15 protein-coding genes are annotated in these 19,566 nt (G+C 42.9%); 9 read left to right on the top strand and 6 right to left on the bottom strand.

Annotation, left to right across the window (positions count from 1 at the left end; genetic code table 11):
* Nucleotides 1-5 precede the first annotated feature (5 nt).
* Entirely contained in the window at nt 6-1,622 is a 1,617-nt protein-coding gene (locus tag ZPR_RS04850) for a RagB/SusD family nutrient uptake outer membrane protein (protein WP_013070512.1), read from the top strand.
* A 73-nt stretch (nt 1,623-1,695) separates the two neighbouring features.
* Here the strand turns inward: ZPR_RS04850 and ZPR_RS04845 are convergent, their stop codons facing one another.
* The gene (locus ZPR_RS04845; RefSeq protein WP_013070511.1) at nt 1,696-2,394 is read right to left on the bottom strand and encodes a FadR/GntR family transcriptional regulator; all 699 of its coding nucleotides are present in this window, start codon (nt 2,392-2,394) and stop codon (nt 1,696-1,698) included.
* A gap of 123 nt (nt 2,395-2,517) precedes the next feature.
* Here ZPR_RS04845 and ZPR_RS04840 point away from each other — a divergent pair, with 123 nt between their 5' ends.
* The 7 genes from ZPR_RS04840 to ZPR_RS04810 all read left to right on the top strand — a co-directional run bounded on the left by ZPR_RS04840 (nt 2,518) and on the right by ZPR_RS04810 (nt 16,246).
* Nucleotides 2,518-3,930, top strand: a complete 1,413-nt coding sequence (locus tag ZPR_RS04840; RefSeq protein ID WP_013070510.1) for a glycoside hydrolase family 28 protein — start codon at nt 2,518-2,520, stop codon at nt 3,928-3,930.
* A gap of 2 nt (nt 3,931-3,932) precedes the next feature.
* Complete coding sequence (locus ZPR_RS04835; protein WP_013070509.1) at nt 3,933-6,092, top strand: sodium:solute symporter family protein; 2,160 nt, start codon at nt 3,933-3,935, stop codon at nt 6,090-6,092.
* A 99-nt stretch (nt 6,093-6,191) separates the two neighbouring features.
* Nucleotides 6,192-7,055, top strand: coding sequence for an inositol oxygenase family protein (locus ZPR_RS04830; RefSeq protein WP_013070508.1), 864 nt, complete (start codon nt 6,192-6,194; stop codon nt 7,053-7,055).
* Nucleotides 7,056-7,079: 24 nt separating this feature from the next.
* On the top strand, nt 7,080-9,332 hold the full coding sequence (locus tag ZPR_RS04825; RefSeq protein ID WP_013070507.1) for an alpha-N-acetylglucosaminidase: 2,253 nt from the start codon (nt 7,080-7,082) through the stop codon (nt 9,330-9,332).
* Between the two features lie 9 nt (nt 9,333-9,341).
* Nucleotides 9,342-10,472: an acyltransferase family protein gene (locus ZPR_RS04820; RefSeq protein WP_013070506.1), complete on the top strand. Its 1,131-nt coding sequence runs from the start codon at nt 9,342-9,344 to the stop codon at nt 10,470-10,472.
* An 18-nt stretch (nt 10,473-10,490) separates the two neighbouring features.
* Nucleotides 10,491-13,592 carry a beta-galactosidase, LacZ type gene (locus ZPR_RS04815; protein ID WP_013070505.1) on the top strand — a complete coding sequence of 1,034 codons (3,102 nt, stop codon included), beginning with the start codon at nt 10,491-10,493 and terminating at the stop codon, nt 13,590-13,592.
* Between the two features lie 161 nt (nt 13,593-13,753).
* Entirely contained in the window at nt 13,754-16,246 is a 2,493-nt protein-coding gene (locus ZPR_RS04810) for a glycoside hydrolase family 95 protein (protein WP_148211653.1), read from the top strand.
* Between the two features lie 463 nt (nt 16,247-16,709).
* Here ZPR_RS04810 and ZPR_RS04805 read toward each other — a convergent pair whose 3' ends face one another.
* Nucleotides 16,710-16,952: a hypothetical protein gene (locus ZPR_RS04805; protein WP_041578685.1), complete on the bottom strand. Its 243-nt coding sequence runs from the start codon at nt 16,950-16,952 to the stop codon at nt 16,710-16,712.
* 826 nt (nt 16,953-17,778) lie between these two features.
* Here ZPR_RS04805 and ZPR_RS23570 point away from each other — a divergent pair.
* On the top strand, nt 17,779-18,111 hold the full coding sequence (locus ZPR_RS23570) for a helix-turn-helix domain-containing protein (protein ID WP_316928316.1): 333 nt from the start codon (nt 17,779-17,781) through the stop codon (nt 18,109-18,111).
* Between the two features lie 230 nt (nt 18,112-18,341).
* Here ZPR_RS23570 and ZPR_RS23670 read toward each other — a convergent pair whose 3' ends face one another.
* The 4 genes from ZPR_RS23670 to ZPR_RS04785 form a co-directional block, all read right to left on the bottom strand.
* Nucleotides 18,342-18,656, bottom strand: coding sequence for an SDR family oxidoreductase (locus tag ZPR_RS23670; protein WP_049771416.1), 315 nt, complete (start codon nt 18,654-18,656; stop codon nt 18,342-18,344).
* A 110-nt stretch (nt 18,657-18,766) separates the two neighbouring features.
* Nucleotides 18,767-19,039: an SDR family oxidoreductase gene (locus tag ZPR_RS23665; protein WP_013070498.1), complete on the bottom strand. Its 273-nt coding sequence runs from the start codon at nt 19,037-19,039 to the stop codon at nt 18,767-18,769.
* Nucleotides 19,029-19,316, bottom strand: coding sequence for a hypothetical protein (locus ZPR_RS04790; protein ID WP_148211652.1), 288 nt, complete (start codon nt 19,314-19,316; stop codon nt 19,029-19,031). Before ZPR_RS04790 ends, ZPR_RS23665 begins: the two co-directional genes overlap by 11 nt.
* 7 nt (nt 19,317-19,323) lie before the next feature.
* Nucleotides 19,324-19,518: a hypothetical protein gene (locus ZPR_RS04785; protein ID WP_013070496.1), complete on the bottom strand. Its 195-nt coding sequence runs from the start codon at nt 19,516-19,518 to the stop codon at nt 19,324-19,326.
* Nucleotides 19,519-19,566: the final 48 nt, after the last annotated feature.

Raw genomic sequence — 19,566 nt, 5'->3', positions numbered from 1 at the left:
GTATTATGAAAAAATCAATTTATACCTCATCTCTCGCTTTACTCCTTATCGGTACGCTTTTAACCGGTTGCGAAGATTTTCTGGAGGAAACAAACAGACAGGCTATTAGTATTCCTTCTTCGCGGGAAAATGCTGAAAGCTTTAACCAACTTCTGAATTATATTTACGAAATATCACGTGACAATACCACTCGTTATGCGCCAGATATGTTATATGTGCTGGAAGACCTAGGTACAGATATCGTGACTCGCTCCTCCCCTCTTACCGGTACCGATGCGATTAATGACTATGTAGATATGAACGCATCAAACTATGTGATGCAGGTGTATTGGGCCAATCAGTACCAAATTATTGCAGCAGCAAATACTTTGCTTGAAAATGCCGATTTGATTGATGGTGTAGAAGAAGGCTTAAAAAGCAGAGGAGTTGGCGAGGCCAAGTTTTTCAGAGCCTGGTCCTATTTTAAACTGGTCGAAAATTACGGAGGGGTTCCCATTGTTACAGCACCCATTACAACTGCTAAATCAGATTTCACACGTGCTGAAGAACAAGAAGTTTATGACCTTATCGTAAGCGACCTTAATGATGCCATCAACACTGTTGATGAAAATCCAGAAGTCTACGGAACTGTTTCTAAAGATGCTGCTCGTCATTTATTGTCAAAAGTGTTGCTAACCCGAGGTTACAAATCTTTTGCCGCTCCAGATGATTATGAGCGTGCTATTTCCTTGGCAGAAACGGTGATAGCAAATCATCCACTAGAGCCTACTTTTGCTGCTGTGGTTGATATTGAAAATCAGCGGAATGATGAAGTAATATTTTCTTATCTCTTCGGTAGCGAATCCTCGAGCGTGGGCTGGGGAAACACCAAACATTTACTTTACAAGTTTGAGTACTTCAATTATTCAGGTTTGGAACGGGGTACTTTGTACCAAAATGGTATAGGCAGAATGCCTACTCCGTATTTCTTTAATATGTTCGACCCTGAAGATACCCGTAATGAAGAAACATTACGCTATGTTATGTATGCTGATGTGGCTGAAGACGGACTAGAAGTTGGAGATACTGCAATTTATTTTCCTAAAACCGCCTGGAGTCAAGCACGTATAGACAGTAAACCTTATACTGTAATTAATCCCGATGAATATCTTGTGAATGATGGCGTAACAAACGTACACTTCCCTATGTTCAAAAAATTTGATGACCCCGGAGCTCCATTTGTTTATGCAAATGAGCGAGCCTTAGGAGATCGTGATATGATTATGATGCGAGGTGCTGAAGCCTATCTTATCGCAGCTGAAGCTGCTTTCCAGAAAAATGATCTGGATGCGGCAGCTACTTATCTTAATACTGTTCGTTCACGTGCTGGTCTTACTACACCGTTGACTGCAACAGATATAGATATCACACTAATCTTAGAAGAACGTGCTCGTGAACTTATAGGAGAGGTAAACCGCTGGATGGACTTAAAACGTACCGGTACTTTAGTATCACGCGTTTTAGAATACAACCCTCATGCAGCGCTTAATAATGCAATTAGTGATAAAAATAGACTAAGACCAATACCACAGTCCGAGATTGACGCTTCCGGTAATTCGATAAGCCAAAATCCGGGTTACTAAGAACAAGAAAGTCCGTCAATCACGGATTAGCCTGAAGGATTGACGGACTTTAATTTTAAAAAATATGAATTATTTAACTCAATTTGCTAAAATGCGGAGTAAGGTGATTGCGCATGTTTTCTCGAAATTCATAAGCGGTTCCATTCCGTAAAGTTTCAACAAGATCTTTATGCGAAATAGTACCGCGTACCGGTTTAGCATCAGACTTAGATTCCTGCTGCATCATATAATGAAAAACCGGTAGAAGCATAGACTGAAAACGGTTTAATGTACCATTACCAGACATTTTATAAAGATAGGAGTGAAATTCAATCTCATAAGCCAGACGAGTTTTAAGATCTGTTTTGCAAAGAGGATCATTGGCCTCACGATCTACAATTTCCTCCAAATTATTAATATCTGAACTATTTTTTCTAATGAACAGCAATTCACTCATACCTACTTCAAGCACCAGCCGTAATTCAAAAATGTGTTGCATAGCTTCTTCCCCTAAAAGATCAGGATCCATAATACGTTCAATTCCGCTCAAAATATCAGGCTCAGCGATGAACATTCCTTTGCGCTTTTTAGACTCAACTACACCAAACATACGTAGGCGGCTAAGTGACTCACGCACAATGTTACGACTTACTCCCAAATTTTCAGCAAGTTCAATCTCTCCTGGCAATGAATCTCCGGATTTAAAACGGTTTTCCTTTAAAAATTCGAGAATACGCTGTTCTACCTGCTCAACCAGTGAAACTGATTTAATGGGTTTGATTTTGGAAGACATAGTGATTGGATGATTAATTAGAAATTTCTGGTAAAACAACTAAAACTTAAGACATTTAAAAAGTAATTTTAATATATATTTTAAATATATTACCATTTAAAATATGTCCCACATATAAAATTAATGAATTTAGCGAATATACAGGATTTTGGAGCCGTAAATGATGATTTTACGAATAATTCGGTTTCAATTCAAAAAACAATAGATTATTGCGCGGCCCTGGGTGGTGGTAAAGTAGTGATCCCTGCCGGTAAGCCTTATTTATCCGGACCTTTTAATCTTAAATCGAATATCGAGTTACACCTGGAACACGGAGCCGTTCTTAAAGCTTATCCAGATGAAAGTGTGTATACAAAAAGTGCATTTAGACAAAACATGGGTGAAGGCACGATCTGGATCGGTGGCGAAAATCTCAATCAAATTTCCATCACAGGTGGCGGTACGTTAGATGGCAACGGTATCTTCTTTATGGGGGATGAACTGCATGACTCTTATGAGCTTAAACCATTTGAAACTATAGACCCAAGACCTCATATGCTTACACTAGTATCGTGTAAAAATATAAAAATGTACGGTGTTACTGTTAGTAATGCCGCCTATTGGGCGCTTCATTTTATTGGCTGCTATGATGTTGCCATTGAAAATATATCTTTATATAACGATCTGAAAGTTCGCAATAGTGATGGTATCGACCTTGATCATTGCCAAAATATACGTATTAGTAATTGCCATATAGAATCTGGTGATGACTGTATCTGTTTAAAAAACCGAAGGGAATATGAAGAATTAGGTCCCTGCAGAAATATCGTTATTTCAAACTGCACATTGATCAGCACTTCCTGTGCGATTAAAATAGGTTCAGAAAATATGGATTCTATTAGTCATGTTACCTTTAATAATTGCATCATAACCGGAAGTTGCCGGGGTATAGGTATTCAAAACCGGGATGAAGGTACTGTATCAGATATCATATTCTCGAATATTATGGTAGAATGTAAGCAGTTTTCTGATGTGTGGTGGGGTATGGCAGAGCCTATTTACATCACCGCGTATCCCCGCGCATCACACGACCACAAAGACGCAGGCTGGCGGTTAAAACCCGGAGCTCAAGAAGCCGGTATAGGAAAGGTTTCTAACATCACTTTTGCAAACATCAGGTGCAAAAGCGAAAACGGTATTTTTCTGGGAGCGGCAACTCCAGATCTTCTGGACAACATCCGCTTTAACGACATTGACCTTGAGGTCTCAAAAATCACCGAATATCCCGGAGGCTATTACGATTGCAGACCTTGTAAAGACGCCGATTTTATAGGCGAGCAGACCGCGGGATTCTATATGGTAAACGCCAGTAATGTGTACATCTCAAACACCACGGTAAACTGGGGGGATCAAAGACCAGAATACTACGGGAATGCGCTCTATGCCGAAAATATAACTCCGCTGGTGCTCGATAATTTTAACGGAGTAGCGGCATTTGAACATTTGGATAGCATCGTTAAAAAAGGAAAAACACAACTCGAAAAAATAGCTAGCTGATTATGGTTTTAGGCTTATCATATCTGGATATCGGAGTATTGGCCCTGTACTTTGGAGTCATTGTGTATATTGGTATACGGTCTAGCCTCAAGATTAAAAAGGAAGAAGATTATTTTTTGGGCGGCAGACAGTTTGGAAAACTCTTTTCAACGTTCGCCAGTTTTGGTCAGGCGACCTCAGCAGATGGTCCGGCAGGTGTAGCCACTACCACCTTTAAAAACGGTGCCAGCGGAATCTGGAGCTCGCTTTTGATGCTTTTTGCGACCCCTTTGTTTTGGATCACGGCTCCGTGGTTAAGACGGCTGCGCATTACCACAATGGGTGATTTTTATGAGCAGCGTTACGCTTCGCGAAAAATGGCCGCCACCTATGCCCTGGTGGGTACCATTGGGATGATGGGCTTGCTTTCGGTGGGGTATAAAGCAGTAACCACAACGGCAATGGCGATGACCGGTAAACCGGATAGCGCGTTGACTGCGACAGAAAAAATCGAAAAAGAAAAGGCAGACCGGCTTTTTGAACTCTCTAATGAAAACTTCACTTACCTCTCCCAGGCGGAGAAACAGGAATTAACCGAACTCAGACAAGAAAATCCACGGGCATTGTTTAGTTATTTTTCTGAAGATGTGCTCATCTGGACCATCTGTTTTATCGTTCTGTTTTATACGGCTTTGGGTGGACTCGAAGCTGCTTTTTATACCGATTTACTTCAGGGTGTTTTTATCATCCTGCTCTCTATTATTCTCATTCCTTTTGCCTGGTCTGCGATTAACGAGCAATTTGGCGGGAGCGGGATGATGCAGGCACTTTCGCATCTGCACGAGCAACTGCCCGAAAGTACTTTTGAGATTTTTGGTTCGCCCGCAACCTTAGATTTTACCTGGTATTTTATTGTGATGGCCGCTTTAGTTTCGGGGATGACGGTAGTCGCTCAGCCCAATCAACTGGTAACCGCAGGTGCGGCAAAAAGTGAAGACGCAGCGCGTACGGGCTTTGTGACCGGTACCTTTATGAAGCGTATTGTGACCATTTTATGGGGTATGGTAGGGCTTTGTGCCATTTTGTTATATGGGGGTAAAATCATGAATTCTGATTTTGTCTGGGGTCATGCCACCACCCAATTACTGGCACCGTTAGGATTGGGTCTTGTAGGTCTCATGCTGGCCAGTTTGATGGCCGCCCTGATGTCTACCGCAGACTGCCTGATGATTACCGTATCTGGGTTGGTGGTCAACAATTTTTACAAATATTTTTTTCCCAATCATTCCGCCCGGCATTACATCTGGGCGGGGAGGATCTCTGGGGGGGTGTTTCTTATAGGTGCTGCAATCATTACCACTCAGTTTGATACCATTCTTCAGATTCTAAAGTTTATATGGGAATTTTTTGTGGTATTTGTAGCAGCATTTTGGCTGGGCTTAAAATGGCGACGGGCAAATCGAATTGCAGCATGGAGCTCCATTCTGCTCACCTTTACGCTATTTTATCTAATCCCAACGCTGTTGCCCAATATCTTTCCAGCTTTGCGTACCGATGAAAGCCTGACCAAGCTTACCAAATCTCGTATCGTCACCCGCAATTATGAGGTAAAAGCCGTTGATCTGGAAAACCGTAAACACGATATCGCACAATGGGAAAAGCTTCCGCAAAGCGAAAAAGAGCAGGTCAAAAAACCGGAAGAACTTTCTCTGGGCGGGTACAATGCTGTGAGTTACGCGATGCCCCGTCAGGCTATATTTTGGTCTAAAGGGGTTTCAACCAGTAAAGCCGATACACGTTACGGGCGTGGTTATATCTATCTTGAATTGTACCTTTTAGACCGGCTGGGCTGGGACCTTTCTAAAAATCCGTATGCCTTAAACGAAACCATAAGACTGGGCATTCGCCTGTTGTTTCCCTTTTTGGTACTTTTTGTAATCGCTTGGAGCACCAAACCCGATCAACAAGAGTATTTAGCTGATTTTTACCGTAAAATGCGTACCCGTGCTGTAGACAATAGTCTGTTGAAACAACAGCCTACTACCGAAACCCTTTTATTCCCAAATAGCAACTGGGAACTGTATACCTGGAATAAAAAGGACCGTACCGGCTTTCTGCTCGCCTGTCTCATTGTGATATTGATTATTGGATTACTCTACCTGATGGTTTCCCTCGGGTCTTAAATGATTTGACTGATGAAACCCGCATAGCGGGAATTAAATAGGCCACACGTGCCACTAAATTGAAGAATTAAAAGAAATGTTTAACCTGAATTTATTTGTATGAAAGATAGCAATCAAAACGGGCAACCGCTGGACAGCTTGGATGAATGGGAAGATGACGTGGTACGTCGTTATCCCGAAGAGGCTCATAAAGCTAAAGAAGACTTTCGCAATTATGAAGCTCCTGCCCGGGACACTGTAAAAGAATTTTACCGCATCAACCACATCAACCAGACTTATGATTTTGTGCTGGAAAAGAAAAACGATTTTCTAAAATTTAACCGCCGGGAGATGTCGCTGTGGGATGCAGTAGAATTTTTAAACACCCTCGTTGACGACTCAGACCCCGATATTGATCTGGATCAAACCCAGCATTTGCTGCAAACTTCTGAAGCGATACGTGCAGACGGGCACCCCGACTGGTTTATACTTACCGGCTTTCTGCACGATCTGGGCAAAGTGCTTTGTCTTTTTGGCGAGCCGCAGTGGGCTGTGGTGGGGGACACCTTCCCGGTAGGATGTGCGTATTCAGACAAGATTGTATATCCCGAATTTTTTAAGCAAAACCCCGATTACAACAACCCGCGTTTCAATACCAAATATGGGGTATACAGCCCCAATTGTGGGCTGGACAACGTGCAAATGTCCTGGGGGCACGATGAGTACCTGTATCATATTATGCGCGACTATTTGCCAGAAGAAGCTTTGTATATGATACGTTATCATTCGTTTTATGCACAACACCGCGAAGGGGCTTACGAGCATCTGATGAGCCCTCACGATCACAAGATGTTTAAGTGGGTAGAAAAATTCAATCCGTATGATTTGTATTCAAAAGCGCCAACCCCGCCAAACGTGAACGAATTGCGTCCCTATTATGAGGATTTGGCAGCTCAATTTTTACCAGATACCTTAAAATTTTAGATTATTTTTATAGTAGTTCCTGTTATGATTTTTAAACTTAAATATCCATCCGCCGTAAAGCTTGCAGTTTGCCTGCTACTCATTTTAGGACTTAGTTCCTGTCAAAAGGAAACCAAACAAGCGCCTGCTGCACTCATGCCTTACCAAAGCCTGCTGAATCGGGTGGTTCCCGAACATGCAGATGCGTTTATCATCGATTCGCTGCCCGGTGCCGGTGATCAGGCTTTTGAAATCGCGGCTCAGGATGGTAAAATCAGTTTAAGGGGGAATAACGGTGTCGCTATTGCTTCGGCCCTGTACTATTACATCAAAGAGTATGCGCACGGGCAGATCACCTGGAATGGGACCAACCTGAACTTTCCAGAATCATTACCGCTGCCCGAGCAGCCGGTACGCAAAGAATCGCCTTACGAATACCGCTATTACCTCAACTACTGCACCTTCAACTACTCGATGAGCTGGTGGGACTGGGAACGCTGGGAAAAGGAAATCGATTGGATGGCGCTTCACGGCATCAATATGCCCCTGGCCATCACCGGTGAAGAATACATCTGGGATGAGGTGTACAAATCCTACGGCTTTACCGATGAAGACCTTAAGGATTTCTTCAGCGGCCCTTCGTATTTCTCCTGGTTTTGGATGGGTAATCTGGACGGTTGGGGCGGTCCGCTTCCGCAAAGCTGGAAAGAAAGCCACCGCGACCTGCAAAAAAAGATTTTAAAGCGTTCGCGCGAATTGGGGATGAAGCCGGTGCTTCCGGCATTTACGGGACACGTGCCTGCGTCCTTTAAAAAATTCTTCCCTGATGCCGATCTTAAAAAGACCAACTGGGGCAATGATTTTGGAGACACCTATATCCTTGATGCAGAAGATCCCCTTTTCGCAGAAATTGGAAAACGCTTTTTAGAAAAGCAGGAGGAAGTTTTTGGTACAGATCACTTCTATACGGCAGATACGTTTAATGAGAATGAGCCGCCCTCAGACGATCCTAAATATTTGGGTGAGTTGAGCGAAAAGATTTTTGAAGGAATGAAAGCCGCAGATCCCGAAGCAACCTGGGTAATGCAGGGTTGGTTGTTTTACAGCCACAAAGACTTTTGGAAAACCCCGCAAATCAAAGGCTTGCTCAGCACAGTGCCTGATGACCGTATGATCATTCTCGATCTGGCTACCGAAATCGAACCCGTCTGGAAGCAAACCGAAGCCTTTTACGGCAAGCAATGGATCTGGAATATGCTGCATAATTTTGGCGGAAACATCAGTATGTTTGGCCGTATCGAGACCGTTGCCGAACAGCCGGCATTGGCCTTAAACGACAGTACTTCGGGTAATTTAAAAGGTATTGGTCTTACGATGGAAGCCATTGAACAAAACCCGGTGCTTTACGAGTTGATGACTGATAATACCTGGCGGGATACGCCTATCGAACTCAAGTCCTGGCTGAAGAACTATACCCGCAACCGCTATGGTGCGGTAAACGACAGCATCCTTGAAGCCTGGGATATTTTGGTAGCAACCGCGTATAACGGGACTACCATACGTGACGGTGCCGAGTCTATCATCGCAGCACGGCCTACTTTTGAAGGCTACCGCCGCTGGGCACGTACCAAGATGAATTACGATCCACTTGATTTGCTACCGGCCTGGGACCTGTTTATAGGAGCCCGTGATCGCTTTAAAGATTCAGATGGCTTTGCGTACGATCTGGTCGATCTTAGCCGGCAGGTGCTCGCCAACTATGCATTGCCGGTACAACAGCAAATGCGTATCGCTTATGAAAATAACGACAAAGAAGCCTTTAAAAAACACAGTGAGGAGCTCCTGACCCTCATTAGTGATCTGGACAGACTACTTGCAACACGTAAAGATTTCCTACTTGGGCCTTGGATTGCCGATGCCCGAAGCTGGGGCACCACACCTGAAGAAAAAGCGCTTTACGAGCGTAATGCCCGTGATCTCATCACCCTTTGGGGAGGCCCAGATAATCCGCTGCACGAGTACTCGTGCCGCCAATGGAGCGGCGTGCTTGATGATTTCTACAAACCGCGCTGGCAACAGTTTATCGCCGATGTGGAGGCCAACTGGGGAGATTTTGATCAGGAGGTTTTTGATGAAAAAATAAAAGAATGGGAATGGAAATGGGTCAACAAAGAAGAAGCGTATCCTACCCAGCCCAGCGGTGATTCGTACAAGGTGGCAAAAGCGCTTTACGACAAATACCGAAGCAAAATTGCACCGATCACCCAGATTATGCCGCCTATTGACTATAACTATTAAAACCAGCCTATGACTGTAAAAACCTCCGAACGCTTTTTATCGCTCGACGTATTTAGAGGGCTTACCATCGCCCTGATGATCCTGGTAAACACCCCGGGTACCGGTGCAGACTTGTATCCGTATCTGGTGCACGCACAGTGGTTTGGGTTTACCCTGGCAGATTTGGTTTTCCCGTCCTTTCTGTTTGCCGTGGGTAACGCCATGAGCTTCTCTATGCGTAAGTTTCAGGAAGCTGCACCTGCAGATTTCTGGAAAAAAGTTTTAAAACGTACAGCCATCATCTTTCTACTGGGATTCCTGATGTATTGGTTTCCGTTTTTTAGGATGAATGAGGGGCATTTAGAACTTTCTCCTTTTTCTGAAACCCGTATTATGGGTGTTTTACAGCGTATCGCGTTGTGCTACTTTTTTGGCGCGGTGCTCGTTCGGTATTTTTCGGTTAAAACCATTGGGTTTATCTGTGCCGCAATTTTATTGGCCTATTGGGGGATTTTGTACGGTTTTGGAGAACCCGGTCACGAGCTTGAGATGGCGACCAATGCAGCGGCAAAATTTGACTATGCCATTTTAGGCGAAGGCCACATCTATAAAAAAGACGCCATCCCTTTTGATCCTGAAGGCATACTCAGCACGCTGCCCAGTATTGTAAACGTTCTTGCCGGTTACCTTGCCGGGGTGTTTATCAGACGAAAAGGCAAATCCTACGAGACTATTGCCAAGCTGATGCTGGCCGGTTTTCTCGTTTTTGCTCTTGCAGAATGGTGGGCGCTTATTTTTCCGCTGTCTAAAAAGTTATGGACGAGTCCGTTTGCGATGCTCACCATAGGCCTCAATCTGTCTATGCTGGCAGCACTCATCTTTGCGGTAGAATTGAAAAACATCAAATTTGGAACAAACTTCTTCAATGTATTTGGCAAAAATCCGCTGGTGATTTACCTCTTTTCCGAACTGTTTTACATCACCCTGCGCCTGATTCCTGTAACTGCCAATCAGGATGCTTTTGAATGGGTAAGTGAAGCAATTTTTCAACGCATCTTCCCGGGTTCATTTGGAGCGCTGATGACCGCTATTGTCTTTATGCTGGTATGCTGGCTATTGGGGTACTGGATGGACAAAAAGAAAATTTACGTCAAGATATAAGTATTGAAAATTGAATTTATGAACCTTACCGCATCCCTATATTTCATCTTATTTTGCTGCTTTGCAGGTCTTGCCCAGGAGGTTAACGAATGGGAAAATCCGCTGGTGTACGAACGCAATAAACTACAGCCGCATACTGATTTTATCGCGTATACGACTGAAACCGATGCCCGTGCCGATGTGTTTTCAACTTCTCCCTATTACCAATCCTTAAACGGTACCTGGAAGTTCAACTTTGTCAAAAAACCAGAAGACCGTCCTCGGGATTTCTATAAAACCGGTTTTGACGATTCTGGCTGGGACCGCATTAGCGTGCCCGGCAACTGGGAGTTAGAAGGTTTTGGCATACCCATTTATACCAATATCGATTATCCGTTTCCTAAGAATCCGCCTTTTGTAGACAACAGTTACAACCCGGTGGGTACGTACCGCCGCAGCTTTGAAATTCCGGAAACATGGGGTGATAAAGAAGTGATTCTCAACCTTTCTTCGGTATCGGGCTATGCGCGCGTTTTCGTAAACGGAAAAGAAGCCGGGATGACCAAAGTCGCCAAATCCCCTTCTGAATTTGATATTACTTCGCTACTTGTAAAAGGGAAGAATCAACTCGCCATTCAGGTCTTTAGATGGCACGATGGCAGTTACCTGGAAGATCAGGATTTCTGGCGCTTAAGCGGGCTGGAGCAAGATGTGTTTTTATACGCCTTGCCCAAAACCAGTATCTGGGATTTCTTCTTGAAAGCAGGCCTTGAAAACAACTACAAAGACGGGGTTTTTGATGCTTCGGTAAGCTTGAAAAGTTTTGATAACGCTGCCCAATCGGGTTCGTTACAACTTGAAATCATTCCTGCGAATGCTTCCAAACCGGTGTATTCTGCAACTAAAAAATTTACCACTGCCGATACCCCGCTAAACTTTCAGACCACAATCAAAAACGTAAAATCCTGGAGTGCCGAAACGCCCAACCTATACGATGTGGTATTGACCTTAAAAGACGCTGCGGGAAAAACGCTGATGCTTACTTCAGAACAGATCGGTTTTAGGGAAATCGAACTTAAAAATGCGCAATTGCTGGTCAATGGGATGCCGGTTTTGATCAAAGGGGTAAACCTGCACATTCACGATGACGTTAAAGGCCATGTGCCTTCACGCGAGGTGATGCTCAAAGACCTGAAGCTGATGAAGCAAAACAACATCAATGCCGTGCGCACAAGCCACTATCCACAAAATCCGCTGTGGTACAAACTCTGCGATCAATACGGGATGTATCTGGTAGATGAGGCCAATATAGAATCTCACGGAATGGGCGCCAACGTCCACGCGGTTAAAAATAAAGACCGGCACCCGGCTTATCAACCCGAGTGGTTCCCGGCACAAATGGACCGCATTCAACGCTTGGTAGAACGCGATAAAAACCATCCTTCGGTGATTATCTGGTCGCTGGGTAACGAGTGTGGTAACGGGATTTTCTTTCCGCAGGCCTACGATTGGGTCAAAGCACACGATACCACGAGATTAGTGCAGTTTGAGCAGGCCAATGAAGAGCGCAATACCGATGTGGTTTGCCCCATGTATCCCAGCATCGATTATATGCGCGAGTATGCCGCTGCAACCGATAAGTACCGGCCCTACATTATGTGTGAATATGCACACGCGATGGGCAACAGCACCGGTAATTTTACCGAATACTGGGACATCATCAGAAGCAGTGACCAGATGCAGGGCGGCTTTATCTGGGACTGGGTAGATCAGGGAATCAAAACCCAGGACGATATGGGCACCTATTGGGCGTATGGTGGCGATTTGGGCGGACTCAATTTTCAGAATGATGAAAACTTTTGCGCCAATGGATTGGTTTCTTCAAACCGCACGCCGCATCCAGCCCTGGAAGAGGTTAAGTTGATCTACCAAAATGTACAGTTTGACTTTGATAAAGAGTCGAAAAAGCTTTCGGTTTTTAATGAATTTGACTTTACCAACCTGAAGGAGTATCAATTTCAATGGGAGTTGCTTAAGGATGGAGCGGTGGTTAAAACCGAAGACTTTTCGCTGGCAGTTGCTCCGCAGACTTCCGGAACGGCAAAAATCAAATTGCCCAAATTGGATGCTGATGCAGAATATTTGCTGAATGTGTACGCGTTTACCAAAATCGCTACCGCTCTGGTACCGGCTGGTCACGAGCTTGCAAAAGCCCAGTTTTCACTTACCGAACCGGTTTTTACTACAGCAAAAACCAATCAAAGTCTGGAAGTTAAAACCGAAGGGAATCAGCTCGTTTTTGATTCAGGTTCCACTCACGGAACTTTTGATCTCAAAACCGGTGAGTTTACATCGTATACAAATGGCGAAGTAAGACTGGAAGGGTTGCCCCAGCCTTTTTTTTGGCGGGCTCCTACCGATAATGATTTTGGAAACAATATGCCCGAAGAACTGAACATCTGGCGTAGTGCACACAGCAATATAACGCTTCAGGATGTAAAAGTTGAAAAGCAAACCGAAGCAGGTTTGCCCATTGAAGTGACCTATCATCTGGACGATATTGACCTGCCGTATACGCTTGCGTATGTCATCCAAAATGAAGGCAGCATTCGTGTTACGGCCAAGCTTGATCTTAAGGCCAAAAAATTGCCTGAGCTTCCGCGTTTTGGGATGCGTATGCAGTTACCTGCCGGTTTTGAAAACCTGGAATACTACGGCCGCGGGCCGGAAGAAAATTATGCAGACCGCAATTCTGCTGCTTTTATCGGAATTTACAAGGCTCAGGTAGACAGCCTCAAGATGCCATACATACGCCCGCAGGAATACGGTTATCATACTGATACGCGCTGGCTAAAACTCACCGATGCCGGCGGAAATGGGATTGAAGTCGAGGGATTACAGCCGCTATCCTTTAGTGCACTTCCCATCAAGACCGAAGCCCTGGATCCCGGTGAGACTAAAAAGAACCAGCATCCTACAGACCTGCGTTATGGTGATGAAACCACCTTGCATATTGATTGGGCACAACGCGGGCTGGGCGGTGATACCAGTTGGGGTGCTTATCCGCATTCGCAGTACCTGTTGACAAAAGACGGCTATACCTATAGTTATGTGTTAAAACTTATAAAACCTAAACCTTAATTTAAAAAGAGACGGTCTAAAAATGTCAAAAAGCGTATTCTGAATTTAATGCAGAATCTCATCAGAATACGAGACCATGATGAGAACCTGAAAACCCTTCCGGTTTACGAAAATCACCTTTTTAGACAGCCTCTTGCTATAAAAATCAATTGATGAAAAAAATGTTGTTCCGTTATTCTTCCTTGTTTCTTCTGGTGCTTGTTGCACTGGTTTCCTGTAAGAATGCAGAAAATTCAGATCCTGAAACCGCTCAAGCTGAACTGCCCGAGCTCTGGTACGACGCCCCGGCACGCGAATGGGTAGAGGCCCTGCCGCTGGGTAATGGTAAAATTGGTGCAATGGTTTTTGGGCGCGTAACTGACGAATTGATTCAACTTAACGAAAGTTCGCTATACAGCGGTGGCCCGGTTCCACAACGTATCAACCCCGATGCGGCTTCCTATTTGCAACCCTTGCGCGAGGCGATTTTTGATAAAGACTATGCACAGGCAACGCTTTTGGCCAAAAAGATGCAGGGCTATTATACCCAATCTTATATGCCGATGGGCGATTTGTTGCTGCATCAGGACCTTCAAAACGATTCGGTACACGCCTATAAACGCTCGCTGAATATCGAAAATGCAATCACAACGACTTCTTTTGAGTCTGATGGCGTGAACTATACCCGGGAGTTTTTTACCTCTGCGCCTGATAATGTTTTGGTGATGAAACTTACTGCAGATTCTGCCAAAGCCTTAAACCTGAACCTTTCCGCAGAAAGCCAATTGCGTGCAGAAGTTTCGGTGACCAAAAATCAGGAATTGGTGGTAAGCGGTAAGGCCCCGGCAAACGTAAATCCCAATTACTACAATCCCGAAGGTGTAGAACCCATAACTTACGACGACCCTGAAGGATGCGACGGCATGCGTTTTCAATACCGCATCAAAGTGTTGAAAACAGACGGCAAGCTAACCACTCAGGATACGAGTCTCGCGATCGCTGATGCTTCAGAAGTGGTTATTTTACTTACTGCCGCAACCAGTTTTAACGGTTTTGACAAATGCCCGGATAAAGACGGACTTGACGAAGCCAAATTGGCAAGCGAATTTATGCAGGCGGCTTCGGCCAAATCGTATGCGCAATTGAAATCAGATCATATCGCAGATTTTTCGACTTATATGCAACGGGTCGCGCTTGATTTAGGTAAAACCCCAAAAGACCAATTAGACCAACCCACAGACAGCCGTTTAAAGGCCTATTCAGAAGGTGCAAACGATCCCGAGTTGGAAGCTTTGTATTTTCAGTACGGCAGGTACTTGCTCGTGTCTGCTTCGAGACCGGGCGGCATCGCGGCCAACCTGCAAGGCATTTGGAATAAAGAAATGCGTCCGCCGTGGAGTTCTAATTACACCACAAACATCAATGCCGAAATGAATTACTGGCCGGCAGAAACCACCAATCTGAGTGAAATGCACCAGCCCTTTTTAGCCTATATTCAAAATGCTGCGGTTACCGGAGGCCGGGTAGCCAAAGAGTTTTACGATGCGCCCGGCTGGGTTGTACATCACAATTCAGACATCTGGGCTACGGCAAACCCGGTGGGGGATCGCGGTGACGGCGACCCGCTTTGGGCCAACTGGTATATGGGAGGTAACTGGCTTACGCTGCACTTGTGGGAGCATTATGCCTTTACCCAAGACACGAGCTATCTGGCGCAGGTGTACCCGGTGATGAAAGAAGCCGCCGTGTTTACCCTGGATTGGCTGGTAGAACATGATGGGAAATTAATCACCGCGCCTTCTACCTCTCCTGAAAATCTATTTCTGGTAAATGGCAAAGGCTATGCGGTTACCGAAGGGGCGACAATGGACATCGCCATCATTCGCGAACTTTTTAACAACACGATTAAAGCTTCAAAAATTTTAGGGAAAGAAGCAGACTTTAGACACGAACTTAGCGCTGCGCAAGACCGTCTCATTCCGTATCAAATAGGAGCCAAAGGCCAGTTGCAGGAATGGTATCTGGACTTTGAAGAAGAAGACCCGCACCATCGTCATGTCTCGCATTTGTTTGGCTTACATCCCGGAACTTCAATTTCACCGCTTACCACTCCGGAGTTAGCCAAAGCCACCGAAAAGACTTTTGAACTGCGTGGTGATGAAGGAACCGGCTGGAGTAAAGCATGGAAAATCAATTTTGCGGCTCGTTTGCTTGACGGGGATCATGCCTACAAGATGATTCGCGAATTGATGCATTATGTAGATCCTTATTCTAAAGAGCATAAAGGGGGTACCTACCCCAATTTGTTTGATGCCCATCCACCGTTTCAAATCGATGGGAATTTTGGGGCTACTGCCGGTATAGCCGAAATGCTCTTGCAAAGCCATTTGGGCGAATTGCACCTGCTTCCTGCCTTGCCTCAGGCCTGGGATACCGGTTCAGTAACAGGTTTAAAAGCCCGTGGCAACTTTAAGGTAGATCTGGCTTGGAACAATCACAAACTACAGAATGCAAGAATACACTCAGAATCAAGCGAAAGACTGGTATTACGTACAACTCAGCCTGTGGAAGTCGAAGGGCATTCAGTTGAAAGTATGAAAGAAGGAAGCTATTATATCACAAGTTTTGATACCGAAGTTGGAAAAGCATATAAAATCATCCCAGTTACGGAATAACGGAAATACATAAAAAGAAAAAGGCTGTTTAATCTATTTTAAACAGCCTTTTCTCTTTAAAATGGATTTATTTATTGCACTTCCAAGTTTATACTTTGGCCCTCATCGTACTCCAGTTCCAAGAAGCTAATAAACTTTTTTAAATAAGGTAGTTATTAAGATTAACAGGCACATAAAAATGACTCCTAAAATTCGAAGTTAAAGATGTTTCTTATAAATTTTAGGATTAAGATCGTAAAAAACCGCTCACAAACAAAAGCCTCTAAAAACATAAAACCCTGTAAATACTAGTGTCTATTTTTCATGTTGACGATCTGTGAACTTTAAAATTAGATTCATTTGATTCGCCTTGGTAAAGATAAAAAACTATTACACTTCGGGATAATTTAAATCAATTTAAAAGTTAAATACTATAATACCTCGATTTGATTAGACCACTTTTAATTGATTCCCAATTGATTTTTTAGGCTGCATCATTATATTTTTTACAGGTTTTCTTCTGCCAATGCCCGGTTGATCCCAATGGGGATAGTCGTTTATCTATGACCTTATTCCTTTGTATAGCGTAATCTGTCTTCTTGCGCCCCCCTTTATACATTAAATAAGATACATAACCTGAGCAGATAAATTGAAATTGACTCCCTTGATCTTGTTTGAGAATATCAGGGTTAACGTGCTTGGCTACTGCTTGTTTCACTGCTTCCAAACTTTTGCACAAAGTCTATCCAGATCATTATCTTTTTCAGCAAGCTTTTTTTATCAAAAAAATCGCTCGATTTCTCTAAGAATTCTTTTTTGCACTGGCTAATCTGATTTGAATGGATTTCGAACCGCTTGGCAATTTCCGAAAGGCTATAACGCTAGTTTAAAACTTATATGGCTAATTTTGACTTAAATTGTTAACTTAACCTTCAATTTACCCCGGCCAGGGTGGTATACTATGACCTTTTTTTGCAAGTAATTCAGGAATAAAAAATTTTAGAAGCATATCTGCATTAATGCGCTATTTAGGCTCGCTCGCCCCACGACATCCCCTATTCAAACTGGTAGATTACAATAAAACACCACAACGGGCAATAAACAATTAGCAAAAATTAAGTATTGATTTTTATAAAATTTCCTTTAAAAATAGGTTCAGAGGGAAGATAAAATAAGACCAGGATTACTATGATTTTGAAGAAGGTGGATTGGCATTCTTAAAATCTGGTCAAATAGTAATGCCTATGAAGATCTGGAAAGTTATGAAGGCTATGCTTTATATTTTCATCCCGATTTTATTCGCAAACTTCCGTTAGGCAGTGAGATCAAATCCTATGGTTTTTTCTCATAAAATGTTTCTGAAGCACTCTTTTTATCGGCAAAAGAAAAAGCTATTGTCGAACAATTATTTGAAACCATAAATGCTGAATCCAGAGAAAACATCGATCAATTTAGTCAGGAGGTTTTGGTGTCACAATTAGCTTTATTATTTAGCTACAGCAAGCGTTTTTTATAACCGCCAATTTACTACCCGAAAAGAAGTAAACCACGAAATTATAAGTTCGCTAAATCAAATTTTAGAGCAGTATTTTCAGGACAATAGCGGACTGGAAAAGGGATTTCCTTCCTTAAAATTTATAAGTGCAAAATTAGGAGTGTCCCAGCGTTATTTGAATGATCTCCTTCGATCACTTACCGGGAATACCACGCAGCAATACATTCAACAAAAGGTCATTGAAAAAGCTAAAGAATTATTGAGTGTTTCTTCTCTTTCTGTTTCTGAAATAGCATATCAGCTTGGTTTTGAACATCCTCAATCTTTTAGCGAGTTGTTTAAGTCAAAAACCCATTTTTCACCTACCGAATTTAAAAAGTCATTCGATTAGACTACTATAGATCCTCCGCTTATGACAATATTTATTCGAATTTGAAAATACTTCAATTAAAAAAATCATTTAGCTACAGGTTTTTCTACTTAAAATATGGATAATACTGTGGTGTTGTCTAAAAGTTATAGGAGGTTGATTAATGCCAGCTTGCAAAACGAGCGTTCCATAATTAATCAAAATGCACAGGCAAAAATTAATACAATTAACACCTGTGCAACCCCATTATTTTATTTTTTGGTAAAGGTGGTGTAGCCACCACCTACCAATAATTCTGTTCTCATAATAAAACTTGCCTCATCTGAGGCTAAGAACAATACTGCTTTTGCAATTTCATAAGGACTCCCTAATCGCTGTAAAGCAGTCGCCAAAGCAAGGTGGTCTTTTGCTTCCTCATTAGGAACCACACTATCAAAACCTTCTCTTTGAACAGGGCCAGGACTCACGATATTTACCCTAATTTTTCTGTCAATCAATTCGTTTGATGCAATTTGAGCAATCTTATTAAACGTCCCTTTAGTAGCAGAATATACACTTGATCCCAATTGACAGCTGTTGCTACGGTTGATGATATAAATAATACTGCTCCCCCATTATTAATATTAGGAAGTAATTTTTGTAATGTAAAGAAACTTCCCTTTACATTCGTATTAAACTAAGCATCAAAATCAGTTTCTGTTACTTGTTCAATGGAGTTAAAAACCGCCGTTCCTACATTCAGGAAAAGAACGTCTATTTTAATTTTACTTTCTGCAATTGCTTTTTCTAATACCGCAATACCGTTTAAATTTGAAACATCTGAAACTATGGTATTCAATTTTGGGCTTTCTATTTTTGATGCAGCTTTTTGAAGATTTTCAGCACTTCTTCCAGTAATCCAGGGGCCGCACCAGATAGCCCAGATATCTACGCAAACCCTAGTCAGCATTTAATTTACTTACTGCCTTTGTTAATGAGTTGATTTCTTGAAAATTATGCATTATCTGAATAGTTTCACTCATTTCTTCTGGTTTCTCATTGAAGCCATAAATAGGAATCATCTCAGCTTCCACAAAGTGAGTATATGAACTGGAGGGATAATTGTTTTTAAATTCTTCAAAAAGCGTTATCACTTCTTTTTCGTAATTTTTATTGATCGCCTCGTATAATAAATAAGCCGCATAATAATATTCCAGTAGCTTACCAGAAAGGTATTTATTTGCCATCTCCATATTATGAGTGTGGGGTTTTTCCCTGTTTTCCAATTTCCTTTAATTCTTGAAGGTCGTAGTTGCTATCTGTCGATTCTTTAAATCGTAGATAAAACTGTACGTAAAAAAAGAACCATGGCGATCGCATGAGTTTTTCTGATATTGGTTCTGTCTGGAAAGCATCTGCCCATAGACCGTTGTATTGTTCTTTGCTCAAAAGATTCTGTTCACGCTCCTCCAGTAGATAGTTTAAGAATTCAATACT

This window comes from Zunongwangia profunda SM-A87 (assembly GCF_000023465.1).
GTDB classification, from domain to species: Bacteria; Bacteroidota; Bacteroidia; order Flavobacteriales; family Flavobacteriaceae; genus Zunongwangia; species Zunongwangia profunda.
Note: the sequence above shows the minus strand (reverse complement) of the source record. Positions and strands in the feature narration are given on the sequence as shown.

Excerpts from the sequence above, each read along its gene's own strand:
- ZPR_RS04825 (WP_013070507.1), top strand. The coding sequence starts at position 7,080 with ATGATTTTTAAACTTAAATATCCATCCGCCGTAAAGCTTGCAGTTTGC.
- ZPR_RS04810 (WP_148211653.1), top strand. The coding sequence starts at position 13,754 with ATGTTGTTCCGTTATTCTTCCTTGTTTCTTCTGGTGCTTGTTGCACTG.
- ZPR_RS04790 (WP_148211652.1), bottom strand. The coding sequence starts at position 19,316 with ATGGCAAATAAATACCTTTCTGGTAAGCTACTGGAATATTATTATGCG.
- ZPR_RS04835 (WP_013070509.1), top strand. The coding sequence starts at position 3,933 with ATGGTTTTAGGCTTATCATATCTGGATATCGGAGTATTGGCCCTGTAC.
- ZPR_RS23665 (WP_013070498.1), bottom strand. The coding sequence starts at position 19,039 with ATGCTGACTAGGGTTTGCGTAGATATCTGGGCTATCTGGTGCGGCCCC.
- ZPR_RS04830 (WP_013070508.1), top strand. The coding sequence starts at position 6,192 with ATGAAAGATAGCAATCAAAACGGGCAACCGCTGGACAGCTTGGATGAA.
- ZPR_RS04845 (WP_013070511.1), bottom strand. The coding sequence starts at position 2,394 with ATGTCTTCCAAAATCAAACCCATTAAATCAGTTTCACTGGTTGAGCAG.
- ZPR_RS04820 (WP_013070506.1), top strand. The coding sequence starts at position 9,342 with ATGACTGTAAAAACCTCCGAACGCTTTTTATCGCTCGACGTATTTAGA.
- ZPR_RS04840 (WP_013070510.1), top strand. The coding sequence starts at position 2,518 with ATGAATTTAGCGAATATACAGGATTTTGGAGCCGTAAATGATGATTTT.
- ZPR_RS04850 (WP_013070512.1), top strand. The coding sequence starts at position 6 with ATGAAAAAATCAATTTATACCTCATCTCTCGCTTTACTCCTTATCGGT.
- ZPR_RS04815 (WP_013070505.1), top strand. The coding sequence starts at position 10,491 with ATGAACCTTACCGCATCCCTATATTTCATCTTATTTTGCTGCTTTGCA.